Raw genomic sequence first — 18,146 nt, 5'->3', positions numbered from 1 at the left:
CTGCAATGAACTGTGCCGCCGTTGAACGTGGGCGCATAATGACCCAGGGGCAGGCATATCCTGTCATCAGGAAGGATCTGGGGATGAAATTTCTCCCCAAAAAAGAATGCCGCCTTTTCAGAGAAAAGGCGGCACCCAAAAATTTTTATTATCTTATCAGTTATGTTTTTGAAATCATCATGCATGGTAAGTCGATTCCCAAAATATCAGGGGAATCATCCGTATCGGTCATGCTTCCTTTTCCGGCCCGCTCACCACTACGCGCCATGACCGGAAAATTCCTGAATATTCCTTAGAAATCAAGTGATGTCTTGACGTAATACAGTCCGCCATTGAACCCATAGGGCGAGTAGGACGCATATTTCGCAAGTCCCTGCTGCGAATTGGCAATCGCACTTGAAATACGGGTCGGGTATTTATTGCCAAGGTTGTTGGCACCAACCCCGATCGTCCAGCGCGGTATGGGCTTGTAATCGACCTCCAGATTGGTGATGAACGCCGGATTCTGCTCAAATGGCACGGCACCGGCACCCGTGGGCGCAGCCATGTAGGTGATGGAACCGTAACGCATTTCCTGCAGGAAGACCGACCACTTCTTGTACTGCCAGTTTACGCTGATCTGTTCACGGTTTTTCGGCGCGGAATGCAGCACCATTTCCTTGGTATATTCATTCACCAGATTGTTGCGGGCGGAACGGATCTCGTTATCGGGAAAGTCAGTGCATTGTTTTTGCTAGATAAGTTTCCAATTCAGCGTAAGATTTCCGCATCCCTGTGAAGAGGTTGCCCGGAAACTCTCCTTGTACTTTCCATCCCACCATGCCTATAATCATCCCGCTGCGACGGCCCATCTCCAATTGGTGATCCGGGCGCAATGGCCGTCGCAGCGCCTGACGTAGGGTAGAGCAGTCCGGTAGCTCACTTGGCTCATAACCAAGAGGTCACAGGTTCGAATCCTGTCCCTGCAAGAGATGGAGTGACGCCACGTATCGGGGCCGACCATGCAAACGGGTATAGCGATACGGCGCGAACGACAAGTGCCCCGACGATGGAGAGAAATCTCCCTCAGATTTAGGGTCGAATAGGTCGTGACAGCAGGGAGAGACCGCCGCCCCGGTTCCACTCAACGGGGCAACAGAACGGCAGGGCCTTCGCGGGTTCCTGCCGTTTTTATTCCGGCACGCATTGCATGCATCTTGTGCCTAGAATTCAGATGCACACAATATCTAGTGTCTTGCCTCTTCCAATTTTTGGTGTGTACGTCTATCCAGACTTCAGACAAAAAGAGAGGGGCTAGGATTCGCGGTCCTTCCCCTCTCTGCTCCGCATGCGTTTGGGCCGCCTGCGGAATGCTCCCTTGTGTAGCATGGGTCATATGGCCCGTACAAGGAGCAGGGTCAAGGCGGCTTATTAAAAGCTGGAGGCCCCAATATGGCGGCTCATAAGCCTGCCGGTCGTGGACCGGTTTCCCCCAACACTTCTTCCCGCGTGAAAACGGTTGCTGCAAATGTCCTGAACACAGGACGCGCAACACCTGCGCAGGCCAAGACGCTGGCAGCATCTGTCATGCGTCATGAGCCTGCTCACAAGGACCCAAAGAAGTAATCTGCTGTATCGCTGGACGCGGTATATGCATCACCCCATTGGCTTGGGGACGTTCACTTGTGGCGTCCCCAATGCTAAGGGCAACCACAACGCCAAATGGCGTATCATGGATCAAATGTCCTACTGTCTGGCAGGCAATTGGATCTGGCTCAGGTATTTCGTCTGCCCATTGCCACGCAGATCCCGGCTGCCCGCTATCGAGCCATTTCACGATGACTATCGGATAGTCGCTCATTTCTAGCATCCTCTCCGCAAACATAACAGCCGGTGTAGCCAGAGCCAGATCATCGCCGCCCACCCACAAACGGCACGACCGGCGCGCGCGGGATGCACTGGCCCGCACCCCAACTCCCGATCAGTTCCCCCACACGATCCCGCAATGCCTTCCGGTCCTCGATCAGCCGCGCAGCCTCCTGATGCCGCGCGTCGTCGTTCTGCGCGAACAGCTCCGTTTCGTAACCGACCTGCCGGGACATCTCGACATCAGGCAGAGAAGACAGCGGCGCATAGGCGACCGGCAGGCTGACCTGCTGCGTGCGTGTATGGCTGGCCGATCCCTGCACGCCAACGGTCGGGGCCGTGGTGATCGCGCCGACCGTGAACTGTCCAGACTGGGTAAACGACCCGGACAGTTCCAGCGTCACATTCCCCGCAATCGTGCCGATGACCGGATCTGACGTGCGCTGGCTGCACTGGGCCGCACGCACGTTGCGCTCGAACCGCGCGGCCTGCTCCGGCGTCCAGTCGGCGGCGTGGGAGACGGACACGGCCCCGGCCTGCGCCAGTGAGGACTGGATGCCAGCCATGGCCGCCGGGATCGTGGTCTGCACGCGCGGCTGACTGGCGCAGGCGGACAGGGCCAGTAGTCCGGCCAGCAGCGCCGCCCTCACGCCGCACCCCGCAGATAGGCGGAATTGGCGGCAAGGAGCGCTTCACGCTCTTGGTTGGTCGGCGCCAATCCACTGGCCGACAGGAGTTGCAACCATGCCAACCCATGCACTTCCATGCGGCGGGATTTGAACCAGCGCCACGTCCCCTTCTGCTTTCCACCCCACGTCAGGAACGTCACAAGGTCGGTGTCGTCTGTTCCCGTGTAATCCCATGCCAGCAGGCAATGCCCCCCTGCGCTTCCCGGCGTCGGGTCGCCGTGCCCGGCGGGCGTGTCGGTGTCCCATACGGGGGATAGGTCGCCGTTTTCGTCTTCCCACATGTCCGATTCGGAAAGTTGGACACCAAGATACGCCGCCGACAGCCCAGCCATGATGTTCCGCACGCCGTTGAGATCGTCAGGGTCAGCACTGCCCCACAGCGGAAACAGGGTCTGATTGGTCACTGCATACCCGTCCCGCATGGCCGTGGTCAGCACATCGACCTCCACGCCGCCATTGTCTGTGCGCGGATCGCCGGGGACGTAGCCGGTGGACAGCGAATAGAACGCCTCGGCCTGAGCCGTGGTCACGTCCACCTGATAACCAGCAAGCGCCGCCGTGGCGCGGGCGTGATTACCGAGACCTGCCGACGTGCAATCCCCAAGCACGTCATTGCCCAACATCAGCGGGGCTGGGTCGATATGGTCGCGGATCAGGCGCGGCGGCGCTTTGCGGGCGCAGAAGCCGCGCATAGCCGACAGCATGGGCTGGCCTACACGGGTTTCCGCCGGGCGGCAGCCGAGTTTGCGATTGGTCATTCCAATCCCTTGTCACGTAACTGCGCGGCCATCGCCAGCGCATGCAATTTCATCGGAATCGTGATCAGCAGCCCGATAAGGACGACCACGCCGCCCGCACCGGCAATCACCCCCTGCACGAAGGGCGTCACCCCTGCGTCGCCGCGAAGATGGCGATCTGCCCGATGGCCGCGTCTGTGTCCACGGGCGCAGCGCTCCGCAGGCGTGCGCCGGACATATCCACCATTGCCTTGAGCAGATCGATCAGCGTTTCCGCCGCCCCCGCTGCCGTCTTGGCCTGCGTGACCACGCTGCTCGACAGGTTCGCCGCCGTGCCGGTGATGACCGAGATAATCAGCGTGTCCACCTTCTCCACATCGGCAAGGATGCTATCGAACGCCGCCTTCACGCTGGCGCTGTCGTAGCTGACGGATGTGCTGGACCCGGCGGCGGACTGGAACGCGGTCAAGCTGGATTTCAGGCCCGCGATGGCGGTATTTGCCAGCGTGACGTTGGCGGTCCCCATCGCGGCAGATACGAACGACAGGCCGATGGCTGTGCTCGCGAACGACAGCACGGCATTGCCGTAGTCCACCACCTCGCCCACGTTCAGGGTCAGCGTGGTGGTCGTGCCGGATTTGGTCACGGTGCAGGCCGCAAGCAGGCCAGCCGCCAGTGTTCCGGCCCCGGCGCGCAGCAGGGACCGGCGGGAAATCTTGGTCATGGGATGGCTCCAATAAAAAACCGCCTCGGTGGGCGGTATGTGGTGGGTCAGGGTGTGGGCGTCTTGCTGACATCAGGCGCATTGGGGTGCGTCTCATCGGGATGCAGCCCCAGCGCAGCAGCAGCAGCAGACCGAGGCGTGTCCTTTGGCACCATCAGCGCCTTGCGATCCGGCTGGTACGCTGGCGCATTCCACCCGCGCGCCTGCGCTATGGCGGAAACCACCAGCCATATGGAGGCCGCGCGCGACCCGGCCGCAGGCGGCCGCCAGTAACGCATGACCAGCGCGGACACCGCGATAACAAAGGTCACCCAATCCATCACCGCGCCGACATACTGCGCTGGGATGAAGGGGATTATGATGCTCAGGAGGGTTGAAGGATCCATAGTCACGCCTCGATCGCGCGCTGGAACAGGGCGATATGCGGCCCATCCGCCACCCCCGCGCCCAGCGATGTGTTGTAGTTGGTTTTCCAGTAACGGCACTGCCCGGCCGCATCGTCGGCCGCAGGCAGAGTTTCCGGCGCGCGGTAGTATTTCAGGCGCGCCATTGCACAGGCGTAGGGCAGGTTGCCCGGCAACTGCGCCACGCGGGACGGCCAGCGCGACAGCAGGTCGAGCACCGCGCCCAGCAGGGACGTCATCCGTGCGTCAGACAGGAACGTCGCCCATATATCGTCGTGGGTGAACGGTTCCATCTGCCACAGGCCGCGCGCGGGGCCGTTGATCTGGCGAAGATAGACTACGCCGCTTTCTACAAGAGCCGTGCCGGTCAGCAGGTTGACCGCCGAATCGCCCCCCAGCCCGATATAGTCCAGTGTGGGGGCCACGATTTCGCGCTTGAACTGCGCGACACACAGGCCGGTCATGGCGCGGTCCCCACGTGATGATGGAGGAACGGGACGTTGGCGAAAAAATAATCGTCCCAGGTCTGGCTGGACAGGATCGTGCCGCCCACCGCGCCGAACACGGCGAAGACCAGCCCGCAGATGGCCGCGCGTTTCTTCCACCGGCTTTCGGCAATGCGCGCCTTCGTCAGCTTCGCCTGCTCCAGCCGGTTGCGCTCCTTCTGCGCGCCGTTCTGTTCGGCCAGTTGCCGGGTCAGGTCCTGCATGTTGCGGGACTGACGCTCCAGGGCGGATGACGTCGCGGCATACTGGGCCTGCATTTCGGCCCGGATGGCGCCGACTTCCCGGCGCGTATCGTCAATCTTTCCGTCGGCACTGTCGCGCCAGCGTTCAAGGAAGCCGATACGCTCCCCATGGTCATCAAGGATGTCGTGCACATCCGGCGTCAGGGCTTCGGTCATCTGTGTTCCAGGCAATAAAAAACCGCCTCTCGGGCGGCGTGGCAGTCGCGGGTGTGCTGCGTGCGGTTACGGAGTGGTCCCCAACGCCTGTTCAATCTGTGACAGGGGGAGATGGCCCGGCCCGTTCTCCACCACGGAAATCCCGTAGATCAGGCGTGCCATCGTAGCCGTGTCGCGCAGGTCGAGCACCGTGTCGGGACCGACGCCCATTCGTTGGCACAGGACGGAGACATACGCATCCGTCGCGTTCTCGGTGGGTGGCGCGTAGACCGATATGATGCTGGATACCGTGGTCAGTCCACGCTCGCCATAGCGGATCAACTGGTCACGCAATGCGCGGATGCCGTCCGCCATGGTCGGGAACGCGGCAAAGCGCGGGTCGGCCACGCCGGTTTCAAGATGCGCGCCCGGCTGCCCGACATAATCAAGGTTTCCGGGGTTGTTGTTGCGGATGCCACGGGGTACGAGTGCGTTCATGGTGTTTTCCTTGTTGATCGACTGGGTGGCGGCCGCTGCGGCGGCGGCGACCGTGATGCTCAGACTGGACGGATTGGTCAGGCCGCCATTGTTTGTGGCGCTGATCGTGACAGTCCCTGCCGCCTTGGGCGTATAAGTCACTGTCTGGGCTGTGTTCGTGCAGCCGTTGAATGTCACGGTCTCAGCCGAGAACGTCCCGCCTGCGCTCCCGTCGGATAGCGTGACCGTCGTATCCGCGCCAGGCCCGTCATTATCCGGCGTCAGGGTCAGCCTGACATGCTCACCGGCCTGAAGGCCGATGGTTCCAGTGTAGGCGTGCATTAAGCTGCCCTCCTGGTGCTTCCTGCTTCAACGGGCCGCTTGCTGCGGTGCCCCTCCACAGACTTCAACGGGCAGTCCGCCCGCCGTAGGATGTTCTTTGCGGCATTGATGTCCGCGTTTTCAGTGTGTCCGCAGGCGGTGCAGACGAAACGTGCCTGACTGGCCCTATTTGCCGGGTCCACACGTCCACAGACTGAGCAGGTCTGGCTGGTATAGGCGGCTGGCACTTCAACCAGTTTCCCGCCTCTATCTGCCAGCTTGTATCCCAACAGGGTGCGGAACATCCGCCATCCCTGATCGAGGATACTGCGGTTGAGCCCGGCTTTCTGCCGGACATTGCGACCCGGTTCTTCGACCGAGCCTCTGGCTGATGCGGACATGCTCCGCACCTGCAATGCCTCCACAACGACCGTGCCGTGGTTCTTGGCGATGGTCGTGCTGAGTTTGTGGAGGAAATCCTTGCGGGCATTGGCCACGCGGGCATGCAGGGTCTGCACTCGCCGCACGGCTTTGCGCCTGTTGGCGCTGCCCTTCTTTTTGCGGGAGACGGCGCGTTGCGCCTTGCGGAGCGCACGCATGGCCTTCTTCCCGAAGTCGCCCGGCGCGACAGTCTCGCCATTACTCATGGCGGCGAACACGGCCACGCCCATGTCGATCCCGACTGCTGGCAAGCCAGACGGGGCAGGCCCTTCCACTTCGCGCTCCCACTGGACAGACGCGAACCACTTCCCGGCCCGCCGGGATAGGGTGATGTTGCGGATCATACCGGGCAGAGCATACCAGCCCCGGAAAGCAACCCATCCGAGTTTGGGGAGCTTGATGCGCCCGGTCTTCTTTCCGGTCCGCTCTACACGCAGCGAGGCCGGATCGGGAAAACGGAAACTGTCGTGCTGGCCCTTTCGACGGGGCGATGGATAGCCAGACCGCCCGGAGAAGAAGCTCTGATAGGCGCGGTCGAGATCACGCAGGGCCTGTTGTAGCGGGTGGATCGGCGCTTCGCGCAACCAGTCCACATCGCGGCGCAGATCGGTGAGTTCACGACATTGACCAGCAAACGAAATTGATTTGCCGGTTCTATCCTTATGGCGCTGCCACCAATCCCGCCTCTGTTCCAGCGCGAGATTGTAGACCGCGCGACATGCTCCGGCGATCCGGGCCAGCGCAAGCCTCTGCTCCGCGTCCGGGTAGAGCCGGTAGATGTTGGCCTTGCGCTGGATCATCTCTAAAAGATGACATGAGTCTATGGCTGATGACAACGATTATAGGCGTGGAAGACACTGTGTTTTTGCGCTTCATGCCCATTTGGTCTTCGTGACAAAATATCGCCGCCGTGTCTTCACCGCCGCGATCCTGAAGGATATGCAAATTGTCTTCGAAAAAGTTTGCACAGACTTCGAAACCCATCTGGTAGAATTCGATGGGGAGGATGATCACGTGCATCTTCTTGTGCACTATCCGCCCAAGGTGGCTTTGTCGGTTCTCGTGAACAGCCTCAAAGGGGTCTCTAGCCGCAGGTTGCGGCAGATGCATCCAACGCTGACGCGCCGCTATTGGCGCGGAGTTCTCTGGTCGCCCAGTTATTTTGCAGCGTCCTGTGGTGGCGCGCCGCTTTCTATCATCCGGCAGTATATCGAACAGCAGAGAACCCCTGACTAAATGGTCGGAACGGCCCTATCTCCGGCCTGAACGCCGGAGCTTGCGGGCCTGAAAAACGGGTCATGATGCCGCAGTGGTCGTCGTGCTGACCACTACACTGGAACCGCCCTGCAAGTTGACCACGAAGAAGCGGTTGATGCCCTGGTAGCGCACCTGAACATCGGCGCGGACATACCCCAGCTCGGTGCGGCTCTGCGGGTTGTTGGACGTGTCGCAGACCACGGCATAATCAGCCGTGCCGCCGAGGATGCCGCTGCTGACAATGTTGGACAGCGTGCCCAGCAGCACGGCGCGGATATCACCGAACAGCGTGTCGTTGATGACGTCGCCCGCAAACGACCCCATGCCAGAATTGATGGTTTCGGCGATGTAGTTTGTCAGGCGCGTGTAGCTGTCATCGTCAATGGCATCATTCGATGACGTATTGATGCCTCCACGCACGGCCCAGTAGCTGCCGCCCGGTGCCGGGTTGCAGATCACATCGATCCCGGCCTCGAACAGCGCGCCCAGTTCCGCGTCGGAATAGGTCTGCGTCGTGCCGCTGGACACCAGCCCGGCCTTCTGGCTGCCGATCACGCCGGAAAGCTGTTTGTTCAGGCTGGACTGTTCGGGAGACAGGCCGCCGAACAGGCCCGCAACGAACGCCTGCGGGGGCACCAGCATATCGCCGTTGGTGTCATCATCCCACCACAGCCAGTCGCCGAACATCAGTTTGACGCCATAGCTGTCCAGACCGGCGGCGTCCTTCATGCTGACTGCATTACTGATCGTGTCGCCAGATGGGCCGCACGCGATCATATACAGCCCTTCACCAAGGCCAAACGTCGCCTGCGTGGTCCATGCCGTGTTGTCGCTCAGGCCGTGCAGGACGCCAAGCGCACAGCCCTGCCCGCGCAGGGCATACATGCCGGTGCGGGTTGCGCCGTCCGTGCCGATGAACTGTGCCGTGGTGGGGGTGCCGCCGTCTGCACCGCCGGACAGGGTTGCACTGCCTGCCGCCAGATCGGGAACGGTTGTCGGAACCGTCGCCACGACCAGTGCGGACGTGTCAGCCGCGATTGCGGCGGCAATGGCCGTCCACGTCGCGCCGGTATAGGACCGGCTGCCCAGCGTGGCGTGGCTTGTGGTCAGCGTGTATAGGGTCGTGACGATGCTGTTCTGGGTCAGCGTGGCCGTGATGGCGTTGCCCGCGCTTCCCGTATATTTCGCGGTCAGTGTGGCGCCAGCCAGCGTGCCGGTGGCGGCGGCGTCCGTGCCATCGCTCACGCGCACACAGCGGAAATCGGATGCCCCGTTCAGGATGGCGATATTCACCGCCGTGCCGATGTCGGTGGCAAGCGCCTGCTTAGGGCCGAACGCTGCAAGCTGGTCGCCCATGGACCCGACAATCACGGGCGTGTTGACCGGCCACCATGCAGCCGTGCCGACCAGACCGACGCGCCCACTGGAAACGCCGTTGAGCGCCAGCGTGGTCGGCTTCTGGATCTGCACATACAGGTTCGGCACAATCAGGCTGTTCGTGCTCAGGTCGCCCGCCTGATAAATCTGCGGCATGGATTATTTCTCCTGCTTGAGCGCCACGCGCACGGTGAACCGGCCAAGGGTGCCATTGGCTTTCAGCTTGGCGATGGTCGCAGCGTTGGTGATCTGCGTGCCGAGCGGGTATCCGTATCCCGGCATCATCACGACATAGGCAGCGTCCGGTTTGGTCGTGGTCTGGGCAGCCGTGGGGGTTGCCGCGGCAGGGGATGCCGCAGTCTGGGGACTGGTCGTCATTTCTGTTCCTTGCGGAAGGGTCAGGAAGTGGCCAGAAGCGGCCCGTCTCCTGTGGTTATGGTCCGGTCGCCCGGCAGGCTGAACACCTCGGTGCCAAACAGCATCTGCGCCATGTTCTCGCGCAGGTCGGTGTCGTAGGTGGCAATGAACCGGAACGGTCGCATGAAAATCCCGCTGTTCTGCGCGGCGTCATTGTTCCAGTTGCCTCGGCTCTCGATCTGGAATGTCGAGCCGTTGGCGTCGGTTAGCCAGTCGATGAAGGCCATGCCATTGTCGATCGCCGTTCCAAGCGCATCGCGGGCCTTGGTCGATGCTGACCAGACCGTGACCTGGAATAGCTGTTGCTGCCGTCGCGCGACACGGACGGCCGGAGCATATCCACCTGCAGCGCCTGACAGATCGGTAGCACCTGGCACTGCGATCGTGGCCCCGCTCGACGTGGCGCCGGGGATCTGCGCAGCCAGTGCGGCAGCAATCGTGGTGGCCGTATCCGTGGCCTGCACGGCATAGGCCGCTACAGACCGGTCTGGAATGGTTGTGCCGTTTGACCGGATGCGCAGGCCGACAATGCCCGACGGGGTTGCATTGGCCTGTAGCGTAACTGTAGCCGTGTTGCCCTCGGTCGTGATCGACACGGTAGCCGGGATCGTGACCTCCTGCCGCCACGGTCTGCCCAGCGGTTCGTCAATACGCCGCCAGCCGCCCTTCAGGTCCATAACGGTGATGAAGTCAACGCCATTCCCCAGCGCGCAATCTGCGCCGGTATAGTCGGCCTGCGTGATCCATCCCCGGAATATCTTGGTGGGACGCCCCGTGACCGACGGATTGGCTTTCCCGCTCGGGTACGCGATCACCTCCATCTGCGACACAATAGCGCGGGAAATCGAGACGATATCGGCCATATCAAAGCTGCCTTGCGCCCATCAGGCACCTGTTGCCATACTGGCTCGGCTCAACCGCTGTCAGGGTGTAGGTAGTGCCAAGATCGGTCGTGACGGCCATCTGCACAGCCGGGATGAAATTGGGCATCAGGGGCAGGAACATTTCGTATTCCTCCGCCTTGATCGAACCAGGAATACCGTCGCCGGTCGGGCTGCCTTTTCTCTTGATCTGGATAAAGGCAGGCCAGCCCGAAGCCAGCGTGGTCTGTGCGCTGGTATCGCCTGCCGTGCCGTAGTCGTCCGATGCGCCTACGTCCGTGCAGACTGAATCATCGCCATCAGTGCTGCCCTGCCCCGGCTGTCCCGCGATGCTGATTGTGCGGTTGCACAGCATGCACAGTGGCGGCCGGAATGGCTCAAGGCGCGCCACGAAGTAGTTCTCACCCGCGCAGGTCAGCAGGTCGCCCGACTGCACGTCCGTGGTATCGAACAGGCCGAACACGGCGGGCTTGTCCCACAGGGCCGGGCCATCGAACCCGAACTTCCGGTCGTTGTTGAACGCTGCCAGAAGCGTCGCGTAAGCCGTAGTCATCGGCGCAGCCAGCGAGGCCGGGCGGTATTGCGTGGTCGTGGCCCCCAGCCGCAGGGCGGCCTTGGCATAGCCACTCGCCACCTTCTGCTGGACAAGGGCCTGATACATCAGTGACGCCGCCCCCTGGTCGAGGTGCGGTTGAGCAGCGAGACCATCTGCCGGTCAATCGCCTTGGCCTGGGCGGTCTTCTTGAACGCCGCCGTGGTCATGCCGACCAGTGCGGCGTTCTGGCCGTCTTCCTTGCGGTCGGTATTGGAGCGCAGATACTGCGCCATGGTCATGCGCTTTGCGGGGCGTGCCATCTATTTTCTCCGGCGTATGATGCTGTTCGCCTTGGCGTTGATCTTCGCCTGCGAGGATTTGGACAGGGTGCCCGCCTTCACCTGCTGCGTGGCGCGGGCCTTGGCGGCTATCGCGTGCGTGCGATCAGGCATCGGATAGCGCCGGGAACCAGGCAGCCCGAACGCGGATTTCGGCAGGGCCTTACGCCTGCGGGTGGTCAGCGTCGCCATCGGCAGCCTCCTGTTTCGTGGGACGGTTCTGCGGCCAGTTGTCGGGATGGTCGGGGTCCGTGCTCGGCTGGATCGCAGCCGACGTGAGCGCCACGCCCAGCGGACCGGACATCGGCGCGGGAACCGGCGGCCCTTCCAGATAGGCGGGCTGACCATCGGGGATCGGACCCTTGCGATTTTCGCGCGGGGTGACGTTTCCCATGCGATCAACCAGATATCCGACCTGTGCATAGGTGCCGGTTACCTCAACCACGCGCCCGGCATCCGGTCCGAAGGGCTGCGGCTGGCGCGCGAAGGCGGATTTGATGGCGACGATGACACCGGCCTTCACCTGCGCCCATAGTCGCGTCGGACGCGGGATATTGCTGTCAACAGCGAACATGCTGCCTCCTAGATTACAATGCGGTTCTGCGGGCGCAGTCCGGGTCCGGGCGGCACGCCAAGGAATGCGCACAACTGGCGACGCCACCGGTTGTAGAGGCCGAAACGGTCCTGAACTTCGAAGCGGTTGTGGTGCCACACCGCGGCCTGATCGGTGTCCAGATTGTCGGATGCGCCCATGATGGCCGTCTCCAGCGTCTGGCACTGCGTCAGGAAATTGCGGGCCTGCACGCATTCATCTGGCGCAAGGTTGCGCATGCGCCATTCGTTGAAGCCATAGACCCGAAAGAAGCGCCACGACTGCTGTCCGCTGTTGATGCCGCCCATCGCGGGGTAGCCCATATACCGGCGGCACTGCACCAGCTCGTCGTCGGTCAGTGGTGTATCGGCTACGGATGGGGGTGTGACGGTTCCTGACATTCCACCGGCTCTAGTTCCGCCCCACGCTCGCGCAGGTGGGCGATTTCGTCGGGATTGGTGATGACCTCACCGGCAGCCCAGTGATATCGACCCCGATTGAAACGGGTCTCGATATACCCGTGGGCACGCATCAGGCGGACGTGGGTGGCATTGCTGCCCTCCCCCTGCACCTTGCGGGGCCGCGCCATTACGCGCTGGCGCCAAGGCTTTCGATCACCACGCCGCGCTTGAGGTAGCTGTTGGTCGCGGTCGGGATGATCGTGGTGTCGGCCGTGATGTCGGTCGGCAGCGCAAAGCCGCCGATCCACGACCAGGACTGTGCGATGATCTGCCCCAGACGGTCGAGTGCAGGACGCGTCACCATGCACACGCCGTCCACGTCGGTCAGTTCGCCGCCGTTCAGATCCGCCGTGTAGTGGTTGCCCATGTTCTCGTAGTCACCCTCGATCAGCGCGCCCTGCCCGCAGATGACCGCGCGATGGATCGCCCCGGCGCCAAGGCTGGCCTGCTGCGGCGCTTCGGTCGTGGGAATGAAGCGGATACCCAGCAGGTCGAAAATCTGCCCGGTCTGGTAGGTGTCCGACCCATACTGACCGCGATACAGCAGCTTGAAATCCGGGTCACGGAACAGGCCGAGCAACTGCGCATTGTCGAGATAGCAGTGGTATACACCACCTTCGAGCGTCGGCACATTGTTGTCGCGCAGGGCAGACAGGGCGGCAAGCATCGCCTGAATGGTCAGGTAGTCGCCCGTCACCACGTTTCCATTGGCATCCTTCATGCCATTCGCCAGAAGCGCCAGCGTGGTCGCGCGGCCATTGGGCCGCAGGACCAGCGGAGCGGTCGCCGCGACCACGGCCATACCTTCGGTACCATCAGCCACCGCCACATTGCCGCTGAACGTCAGCGTGCCGGAAATGCCCTGCGGAGCGGTGGAGGTATTCGTCGCGTCCGCGGCCACTCCGGTCAGCGTATAGGCATTGGCACCGACCGTAACCGTCATGCCCGACGTGGTGCTTACGGGAATGACCTGCCCCTCGGACGAAATGACATTCTGGAACCCACGGATATCGTCCACCGTAATCGTAGTGCCAGCGGCGCCCAGCGTGGTTGTCACGCGGGTATTGCCGCCGAGGTAGCCACCGACGCCGTTTTCCGCGCCACCGAACAGTGCATTGCGGGCCAGACGGTCGAGGGTCTGACGCGCGTTGATGCCCAGGCGCGCCGCATTGGCGAGAAACTGGTTGGCGATGCCGACCCCTTCGGTGACCTGGTTCAGGTCCATCGTGTTGCCATACTGGTCGATGGTCAGCGTGTACTGTTCCACCGACCATTCGACCGGCGACATGCCGTTGTCGAAGTTGGTGTTGCTGCTGGGGTTCAGCGGCGTGGTCGCGGGCGGCAGCAGGCCGGCACGGGTATCGGTGATTGTCTGACCGATGCGGGCCGGGAAGTCCATGCGATCCGCGATCGAGCGGAAACCAAGGCGGGATTCAAGCGCGTCCTGGAACGCGCGCGACAGGTAGCCCTGCTGAATGATGGGCTGCAGCGAGGCGGGGAAATTGGCAATGGCCATGATTGTATTGTCCTTGTGATGCCGGATGGCGGCCCGGCATCAGCCAGGCGGTGAGGCCCACATCAGCGGGCGATGGGATGGTCAGACGGTTGCGGGCCAGCGCAGGCCGAGCGCACGGGCGTTGGCGGCGACATCCTTGGCGTCGGCCTTGGTCGCATCGAACTGGGCCGGATCGCCCGGCTTGGGCGCGGGCGTTGTCCTGGTCGTGCCGGTCTCGGTTCCGGGCTTGGGCGGTTCAGCGAACAGGTAGCCCCGGCTTTCCTTCGCCGAGGCCATCACCGCATCAAGGCCCTCGATCTGCCCGTCCTCGCCCATCTTGACGGTGCCGAGGTCGATCAACTTGACCACGTCCTCGGGATTGACTGCGCCAAGACGGACGGCGGCGGCCTTGGCTTCGGCGCGGATGACGGCCTTGCTGGCCTGCTCCTGCGCGCCCTTCGTTGCGGCTTCGGCATCGGCCTTGGCCTGCTCCACGGCGGCGTTCGCATCGGCCAGAGCCTTTTCGCCGTCGGCCTTCTGCCTGTCGAACTGCGCCTTGAGGCCGTCGCGCGACTTGATCGCCTCGTCGCGCTCACCACGGATGGTATCGCGTTCGGCGCGGGCGGATTTCAGTTCGCCGCGCAGCGTCACGAGGTCGGCGCGCGCCTTTTCCAGTTCGCGCACCATGTTGGGATCGATGGGCGTATTCGTCGGTTCGGTCATCTGACCCTCTGGTTTTGTGATTGATCCGGCATCAGTCGGGAAGCGTCAGGCCGTGACCTGACGTGTCTCTGTGCTCCCTGATCCGGCAGCCTTGCGGTCGGTCTTGGCGGCGCTGGCAGCCGCCTGCCGTTTGGCGATCAGGACCGGATCGGACAGTTCGTCCAGAACCCGGTTCCATTCGTCCTGCGGGCTGGCGGTGCCGACCTTGGCGGCATAGATGCTGCAGGCGGTCTCGTTGCTCATGAACCCGGACGCCACAGCCGTTGCGAGGCCCTGCGCAAGCTGCAGCAGTTCGGGGTCCGTGCTGGGAAAGTAGGGCGGCCATTGCAGGGCAAGCCCCGCATCATCCAGCGCCACATGATCCTGTCCGCCGATCCTGATGCCGCCTTTCAGCGCATGCGAAAACCGGCAGATCATGCGATACAGCGCCAGCAGCCCATATTCGCCGTATGACAGGCGCAGGCGATCGGCTAGCCACACCAGCGACTGGCACATCATTTCCATGGCACGCCCGGACTGCGCGGCGCTGATCTTGTCCGCATGCGCCCGGTTGCCGTGGATCTGCTCCAGCACGATGGCGCGCAGCTCACGATACTGGTTCAGCATCGCGCCCGAAGCATCGCCATTGATCTCCAGCAGTTTCGCATCGCCATCGAGGGGCAATGTCAGCGCGGATGCCGAACCGCCCGTCGTGCCGCCGTCGCCGTCAGCACCCGCCGGATCGCCTGCACTGGCCTTGATCACCAGCTTCGGATCGGCGCTGTATTTCAGGCCGCGACCGGACTGCGACAGCAGGTAATCGCACTCGATCACCGTATCGATCGCGCGCTCGAACGTGCACGGACCATCCACGGTGCCCGGCTGCGCCATGTTCGCCATCCAGACCCACGGCACGAACCCGAGGCCATGTTGCGTCGTGCGCCTGGTGTCCACGCGTTCCGGCAGGCCATCAGCCACGCGGGTCGGGACGTAGACCCGGCATTCCTGCGTTCCCCATTCGCGCCGCCACCAGAACACAGTCTGCGCATCATCTGCCGGGATTTTCCATCCCTGCGCGGACAGATCAGCCCCCTTGACCTTGTAGCATTCGGTCACGCGCACCAGGGCGTTCGTGGCGTCCCATTCCGGGGTCAGGTATCGGGTGTCGTGCATGGACACGCATGGAACGCGGTCCACCACCTCGACCAGCAGGGCGGATGATCCGACCGATCCGGCAATGACCGCCTCGATCATCACGGCCGGCAGGGCGCATTCCCGGTCCAGCGCGGCCATGACTTCACCCACTGACTGCTCATCAGCGATCAGCGACGGCCAGTGCATTTCACCGAACACCAGCGAGGCGCTTTCGTCCACCACGGTTGCACACAGGTTGGTACGGACGGATGGCCTGCGCTGGTCCAGCGGGATGTATTCCCCTGCCCCGTTATATTCGCTGCTGAACGGGTTTTCGATGTCGTCGTATTGCGTGCAGTCGCGCACCCGCATCAGCGCCGTCAGGCGGTTTGCGCGCACTGGCAGATCCTGATCCTTGGGATAGGTGTCCTTGAGTTGCTTCCAGTCCATGCGGCCCCGTGGCCGCTATCGGCCCAGATTGAAACGTGTTGGTGTCAGGCGTGCACGCTGCGGTGGGCACTTGACGCTGAACATCAGGTATCCGGTAGCATCAACGATGTGGTCATATCCGCTGTGCTTGTCAGGTTCGCCGGTGCCTTCGCGATAGGTCTGGCGCTCGTATGCCTCTATCGACTTCGCGCACTTTGGATCCACGAACGCAGACCGATGTCCGTCCGCTGAACAGAACATCGAATTGGTGACGTTGATCCGGTCGCGAACGAGCGGATGTGAAGCGGATGCGATGACGTTGAAGCCTTTCGCGCGCAGGATGCTGATATCCGTCCTCCCCTGCGCCGATGTCTTGCGCTGTGCGCCGGCCGGATCGGGATAGATCGTGATGTGTGAAACCTGATCGCCGCGTCGGTATCGCCGCGTTATCTCATCGGCCATTTCGTCCGTATTCGACGTCGGCAGGATGATTTCATCGACCTGGCCAAGCGTGCCGTCATCTTCGCGTTGCCATACCGTGGCGGACATCGGGTTGATGTTGAAGTCCATTCCCACCAGCAACGGACGCCCAATGATAAATGGACACGGCCTGACATTATCTGCCCGGCTGAACGCATAAATCACCCGGCCCGCGTAAGTCTCAAACGAGGCATCGTATTCCTGCCGGAACTGCCGGATGTCCATGTCACGGCGTGCGGCCTCGATTTCGGACGCCGGGATATTACCCCCAGCAAGTGACGTGTACAGGCACGACCACCAACCGTCCTCATGTTGCGGCCCCGGCTGCCCGCGCAGATAAGCGTCGCGGAAATGGTTGAAGCCTTTTGGCGTTCCGATGAACAGGCCATGGCCGCCAGCCGTTGACAGCATCGGGCGGATGGTTTCGCGCCATGCTTCAGGCTTGGTGTCGGCCCATTCATCACCAAGGAAAAACCACAGGCCAGAGCCGCGCAGGTTATCGTAATTGTCCAGCCCAACGATGCGGACGATATGCCCGCTTTTCATGGTCAGGTTGCATTCAGACTCATTCGGCTTCTTGGCCAGCCAATTTTCAGGAAACGCCTTTTTGAGACGGTTCCACATGACGCGCTTGGCCTGCTTGAACGTCGGAGCCCCATACCAGATTTCGTTTTCCGTGCCGATGTCGTGCTTGACCGCCATACGGACAGCGCGGCGCATTTCTTCCTGCGCCTCGAACGTCTTGCCAAACCGGCGGCCGCATACCGCAACCCGAAAACGACATTCAGGCCGCCAACCGTGCTGGTAAATATTCCACTGCGGACGTGTCAGCTTGGGACGTTCGGCCTTCCTAAGCCTCGCCACGATCTATCTGGTCCGGATCCGGGTCGTTTGCCATCTGGTCAAGAGCGTCATCGTCCTGCGGTTCCGGCCTATCCAAGCCAAGGTGCCGCGCCAGATGCCCAAGCGCCTGAATCTTGCTGTGCAGTTTGACCTTTATGGTTTTCCCGCCCTCACCCACCGTTTCGGATATCTCGGAAATGGCGCGGCGCGTATACTCGGATAGATAGGCCGTCCGTCGAACTGCAACGCCTTTGCCATTGACGGAAACAACCTCTGTCACATACGAAAACCCGATGCGCGCCATTTCACGCAGCACGTTTTCTTTTGTGATGGCGTATCGTTCCACAACCTTGTCCATTCGCACGGCGGCACGTTTCCGAGCCCGCTCGATAATCTGTACAACTCGCGTGTTTTTTAAAGTCCGGGAACCATTGGTCCATGCTGTTTTTTCATTGGCATTTGCGCTGTAGGCAGCACGGTAGGCCGCAACAACATTTTCACCGTTCGACAGGTATTCTTCCACGAACCGGCGCTGCTTTGGCGTCAGGTGCGCCATATCGGGCCTTTGTCATTTCAAAAGCACTCCCCGTCTTATCCCCTTCGTCTTGCGGGCTGACAGGATTTACCCACGCCGGCCGGACATCGCGTCCACAGGCACCGATCGGTTAGGGAGAGCGGGGTTAT

25 protein-coding genes, 1 tRNA gene and 2 pseudogenes are annotated in these 18,146 nt (G+C 62.1%); 3 read left to right on the top strand and 25 right to left on the bottom strand.

Features of this window, described 5'->3' with window-relative positions; genetic code table 11:
• Positions 1-38 precede the first annotated feature (38 nt).
• Positions 39-296, top strand: a complete 258-nt coding sequence (locus CFR72_RS06660) for a hypothetical protein (protein ID WP_110913213.1) — start codon at positions 39-41, stop codon at positions 294-296.
• Here CFR72_RS06660 and CFR72_RS06655 read toward each other — a convergent pair.
• Positions 293-718: pseudogene (locus CFR72_RS06655) on the bottom strand (hypothetical protein); the annotation flags it as partial. The gene CFR72_RS06660 and the pseudogene CFR72_RS06655 overlap by 4 nt on opposite strands.
• 176 nt (positions 719-894) lie before the next feature.
• On the opposite strand from CFR72_RS06655, the gene CFR72_RS06650 reads away from it, so the two are divergent.
• A tRNA-Met gene (locus CFR72_RS06650) sits at positions 895-968 on the top strand.
• A 921-nt stretch (positions 969-1,889) separates the two neighbouring features.
• Here the strand turns inward: CFR72_RS06650 and CFR72_RS06645 are convergent.
• The 10 genes and pseudogenes from CFR72_RS06645 to CFR72_RS06605 all read right to left on the bottom strand — a co-directional run bounded on the left by CFR72_RS06645 (position 1,890) and on the right by CFR72_RS06605 (position 7,321).
• On the bottom strand, positions 1,890-2,495 hold the full coding sequence (locus CFR72_RS06645; protein WP_110913212.1) for a hypothetical protein: 606 nt from the start codon (positions 2,493-2,495) through the stop codon (positions 1,890-1,892).
• Complete coding sequence (locus CFR72_RS06640) at positions 2,492-3,292, bottom strand: hypothetical protein (protein WP_110913211.1); 801 nt, start codon at positions 3,290-3,292, stop codon at positions 2,492-2,494. Before CFR72_RS06640 ends, CFR72_RS06645 begins: the two co-directional genes overlap by 4 nt.
• Positions 3,289-3,423, bottom strand: coding sequence for a hypothetical protein (locus tag CFR72_RS18270; protein WP_279629157.1), 135 nt, complete (start codon positions 3,421-3,423; stop codon positions 3,289-3,291). Before CFR72_RS18270 ends, CFR72_RS06640 begins: the two co-directional genes overlap by 4 nt.
• A complete protein-coding gene (locus CFR72_RS06635; protein WP_110913210.1) occupies positions 3,420-3,995 on the bottom strand; it encodes a hypothetical protein in 576 nt (191 codons plus the stop codon). The genes CFR72_RS18270 and CFR72_RS06635 overlap by 4 nt, the downstream gene beginning before the upstream one ends.
• A 47-nt stretch (positions 3,996-4,042) precedes the next feature.
• The gene (locus tag CFR72_RS06630; protein ID WP_110913209.1) at positions 4,043-4,381 is read right to left on the bottom strand and encodes a hypothetical protein; all 339 of its coding nucleotides are present in this window, start codon (positions 4,379-4,381) and stop codon (positions 4,043-4,045) included.
• A gap of 2 nt (positions 4,382-4,383) precedes the next feature.
• Positions 4,384-4,863, bottom strand: a complete 480-nt coding sequence (locus CFR72_RS06625) for a hypothetical protein (protein WP_110913208.1) — start codon at positions 4,861-4,863, stop codon at positions 4,384-4,386.
• Complete coding sequence (locus tag CFR72_RS06620) at positions 4,860-5,303, bottom strand: hypothetical protein (protein ID WP_110913207.1); 444 nt, start codon at positions 5,301-5,303, stop codon at positions 4,860-4,862. The genes CFR72_RS06625 and CFR72_RS06620 overlap by 4 nt, the downstream gene beginning before the upstream one ends.
• Positions 5,304-5,369: 66 nt before the next feature.
• Entirely contained in the window at positions 5,370-5,780 is a 411-nt protein-coding gene (locus CFR72_RS06615) for a structural protein (protein WP_110913240.1), read from the bottom strand.
• A 33-nt stretch (positions 5,781-5,813) separates the two neighbouring features.
• Positions 5,814-6,059: pseudogene (locus CFR72_RS06610) on the bottom strand (hypothetical protein); the annotation flags it as partial.
• A gap of 41 nt (positions 6,060-6,100) precedes the next feature.
• The gene (locus CFR72_RS06605; RefSeq protein WP_110913206.1) at positions 6,101-7,321 is read right to left on the bottom strand and encodes an RNA-guided endonuclease InsQ/TnpB family protein; all 1,221 of its coding nucleotides are present in this window, start codon (positions 7,319-7,321) and stop codon (positions 6,101-6,103) included.
• A gap of 22 nt (positions 7,322-7,343) precedes the next feature.
• Between CFR72_RS06605 and tnpA the strand changes: the two genes are divergently transcribed.
• The gene (tnpA, locus tag CFR72_RS06600; protein WP_110913205.1) at positions 7,344-7,757 is read left to right on the top strand and encodes an IS200/IS605 family transposase; all 414 of its coding nucleotides are present in this window, start codon (positions 7,344-7,346) and stop codon (positions 7,755-7,757) included.
• Positions 7,758-7,817: 60 nt separating this feature from the next.
• Here tnpA and CFR72_RS06595 read toward each other — a convergent pair whose 3' ends face one another.
• The 14 genes from CFR72_RS06595 to CFR72_RS06535 form a co-directional block, all read right to left on the bottom strand.
• Complete coding sequence (locus tag CFR72_RS06595) at positions 7,818-9,311, bottom strand: phage tail sheath protein (protein ID WP_110913204.1); 1,494 nt, start codon at positions 9,309-9,311, stop codon at positions 7,818-7,820.
• A gap of 3 nt (positions 9,312-9,314) precedes the next feature.
• A complete protein-coding gene (locus CFR72_RS06590; RefSeq protein WP_110913203.1) occupies positions 9,315-9,533 on the bottom strand; it encodes a hypothetical protein in 219 nt (72 codons plus the stop codon).
• A gap of 20 nt (positions 9,534-9,553) precedes the next feature.
• On the bottom strand, positions 9,554-10,435 hold the full coding sequence (locus CFR72_RS06585; RefSeq protein WP_110913202.1) for a hypothetical protein: 882 nt from the start codon (positions 10,433-10,435) through the stop codon (positions 9,554-9,556).
• Between the two features lies 1 nt (position 10,436).
• Positions 10,437-11,114, bottom strand: a complete 678-nt coding sequence (locus tag CFR72_RS06580; RefSeq protein ID WP_110913201.1) for a hypothetical protein — start codon at positions 11,112-11,114, stop codon at positions 10,437-10,439.
• Positions 11,114-11,308 carry a hypothetical protein gene (locus tag CFR72_RS17145; RefSeq protein ID WP_146220666.1) on the bottom strand — a complete coding sequence of 65 codons (195 nt, stop codon included), beginning with the start codon at positions 11,306-11,308 and terminating at the stop codon, positions 11,114-11,116. The genes CFR72_RS06580 and CFR72_RS17145 overlap by 1 nt, the downstream gene beginning before the upstream one ends.
• Complete coding sequence (locus tag CFR72_RS06575; protein ID WP_110913200.1) at positions 11,309-11,518, bottom strand: hypothetical protein; 210 nt, start codon at positions 11,516-11,518, stop codon at positions 11,309-11,311. It lies immediately after the preceding gene.
• On the bottom strand, positions 11,490-11,900 hold the full coding sequence (locus CFR72_RS06570; protein WP_110913199.1) for a hypothetical protein: 411 nt from the start codon (positions 11,898-11,900) through the stop codon (positions 11,490-11,492). The genes CFR72_RS06575 and CFR72_RS06570 overlap by 29 nt, the downstream gene beginning before the upstream one ends.
• An 8-nt stretch (positions 11,901-11,908) precedes the next feature.
• On the bottom strand, positions 11,909-12,319 hold the full coding sequence (locus CFR72_RS06565; RefSeq protein WP_110913198.1) for a hypothetical protein: 411 nt from the start codon (positions 12,317-12,319) through the stop codon (positions 11,909-11,911).
• Positions 12,289-12,507, bottom strand: coding sequence for a hypothetical protein (locus CFR72_RS06560; RefSeq protein ID WP_110913197.1), 219 nt, complete (start codon positions 12,505-12,507; stop codon positions 12,289-12,291). The genes CFR72_RS06565 and CFR72_RS06560 overlap by 31 nt, the downstream gene beginning before the upstream one ends.
• A complete protein-coding gene (locus CFR72_RS06555) occupies positions 12,507-13,895 on the bottom strand; it encodes a DUF4043 domain-containing protein (RefSeq protein ID WP_110913196.1) in 1,389 nt (462 codons plus the stop codon). The genes CFR72_RS06560 and CFR72_RS06555 overlap by 1 nt, the downstream gene beginning before the upstream one ends.
• Before the next feature lie 81 nt (positions 13,896-13,976).
• Positions 13,977-14,597, bottom strand: a complete 621-nt coding sequence (locus CFR72_RS06550; RefSeq protein WP_110913195.1) for a phage scaffolding protein — start codon at positions 14,595-14,597, stop codon at positions 13,977-13,979.
• 45 nt (positions 14,598-14,642) lie between these two features.
• Complete coding sequence (locus tag CFR72_RS06545; RefSeq protein WP_110913194.1) at positions 14,643-16,160, bottom strand: phage portal protein; 1,518 nt, start codon at positions 16,158-16,160, stop codon at positions 14,643-14,645.
• Positions 16,161-16,175: 15 nt separating this feature from the next.
• Positions 16,176-17,483 (bottom strand): phage terminase large subunit family protein, encoded by a 1,308-nt coding sequence (locus CFR72_RS06540; RefSeq protein WP_208629978.1) that lies wholly within the window; start codon positions 17,481-17,483, stop codon positions 16,176-16,178.
• Positions 17,470-18,018 (bottom strand): terminase small subunit, encoded by a 549-nt coding sequence (locus tag CFR72_RS06535; RefSeq protein ID WP_110913192.1) that lies wholly within the window; start codon positions 18,016-18,018, stop codon positions 17,470-17,472. The genes CFR72_RS06540 and CFR72_RS06535 overlap by 14 nt, the downstream gene beginning before the upstream one ends.
• Positions 18,019-18,146: the final 128 nt, after the last annotated feature.

The organism is Gluconacetobacter entanii, from assembly GCF_003206495.1.
GTDB lineage: Bacteria > Pseudomonadota > Alphaproteobacteria > Acetobacterales > Acetobacteraceae > Novacetimonas > Novacetimonas entanii.
The sequence above is the reverse complement of the archived record's forward strand: the minus strand, read 5'-3'. Positions and strand labels throughout refer to the sequence as shown.

Excerpts from the sequence above, each read along its gene's own strand:
- CFR72_RS06660 (WP_110913213.1), top strand. The coding sequence starts at position 39 with ATGACCCAGGGGCAGGCATATCCTGTCATCAGGAAGGATCTGGGGATG.
- CFR72_RS06640 (WP_110913211.1), bottom strand. The coding sequence starts at position 3,292 with ATGACCAATCGCAAACTCGGCTGCCGCCCGGCGGAAACCCGTGTAGGC.
- CFR72_RS06635 (WP_110913210.1), bottom strand. The coding sequence starts at position 3,995 with ATGACCAAGATTTCCCGCCGGTCCCTGCTGCGCGCCGGGGCCGGAACA.
- CFR72_RS06630 (WP_110913209.1), bottom strand. The coding sequence starts at position 4,381 with ATGGATCCTTCAACCCTCCTGAGCATCATAATCCCCTTCATCCCAGCG.
- CFR72_RS06625 (WP_110913208.1), bottom strand. The coding sequence starts at position 4,863 with ATGACCGGCCTGTGTGTCGCGCAGTTCAAGCGCGAAATCGTGGCCCCC.
- CFR72_RS06620 (WP_110913207.1), bottom strand. The coding sequence starts at position 5,303 with ATGACCGAAGCCCTGACGCCGGATGTGCACGACATCCTTGATGACCAT.
- CFR72_RS06615 (WP_110913240.1), bottom strand. The coding sequence starts at position 5,780 with ATGAACGCACTCGTACCCCGTGGCATCCGCAACAACAACCCCGGAAAC.
- CFR72_RS06605 (WP_110913206.1), bottom strand. The coding sequence starts at position 7,321 with ATGATCCAGCGCAAGGCCAACATCTACCGGCTCTACCCGGACGCGGAG.
- tnpA (WP_110913205.1), top strand. The coding sequence starts at position 7,344 with ATGGCTGATGACAACGATTATAGGCGTGGAAGACACTGTGTTTTTGCG.
- CFR72_RS06595 (WP_110913204.1), bottom strand. The coding sequence starts at position 9,311 with ATGCCGCAGATTTATCAGGCGGGCGACCTGAGCACGAACAGCCTGATT.
- CFR72_RS06590 (WP_110913203.1), bottom strand. The coding sequence starts at position 9,533 with ATGACGACCAGTCCCCAGACTGCGGCATCCCCTGCCGCGGCAACCCCC.
- CFR72_RS06585 (WP_110913202.1), bottom strand. The coding sequence starts at position 10,435 with ATGGCCGATATCGTCTCGATTTCCCGCGCTATTGTGTCGCAGATGGAG.
- CFR72_RS06580 (WP_110913201.1), bottom strand. The coding sequence starts at position 11,114 with ATGTATCAGGCCCTTGTCCAGCAGAAGGTGGCGAGTGGCTATGCCAAG.
- CFR72_RS17145 (WP_146220666.1), bottom strand. The coding sequence starts at position 11,308 with ATGGCACGCCCCGCAAAGCGCATGACCATGGCGCAGTATCTGCGCTCC.
- CFR72_RS06575 (WP_110913200.1), bottom strand. The coding sequence starts at position 11,518 with ATGGCGACGCTGACCACCCGCAGGCGTAAGGCCCTGCCGAAATCCGCG.
- CFR72_RS06570 (WP_110913199.1), bottom strand. The coding sequence starts at position 11,900 with ATGTTCGCTGTTGACAGCAATATCCCGCGTCCGACGCGACTATGGGCG.
- CFR72_RS06565 (WP_110913198.1), bottom strand. The coding sequence starts at position 12,319 with ATGTCAGGAACCGTCACACCCCCATCCGTAGCCGATACACCACTGACC.
- CFR72_RS06560 (WP_110913197.1), bottom strand. The coding sequence starts at position 12,507 with ATGGCGCGGCCCCGCAAGGTGCAGGGGGAGGGCAGCAATGCCACCCAC.
- CFR72_RS06555 (WP_110913196.1), bottom strand. The coding sequence starts at position 13,895 with ATGGCCATTGCCAATTTCCCCGCCTCGCTGCAGCCCATCATTCAGCAG.
- CFR72_RS06550 (WP_110913195.1), bottom strand. The coding sequence starts at position 14,597 with ATGACCGAACCGACGAATACGCCCATCGATCCCAACATGGTGCGCGAA.
- CFR72_RS06545 (WP_110913194.1), bottom strand. The coding sequence starts at position 16,160 with ATGGACTGGAAGCAACTCAAGGACACCTATCCCAAGGATCAGGATCTG.
- CFR72_RS06535 (WP_110913192.1), bottom strand. The coding sequence starts at position 18,018 with ATGGCGCACCTGACGCCAAAGCAGCGCCGGTTCGTGGAAGAATACCTG.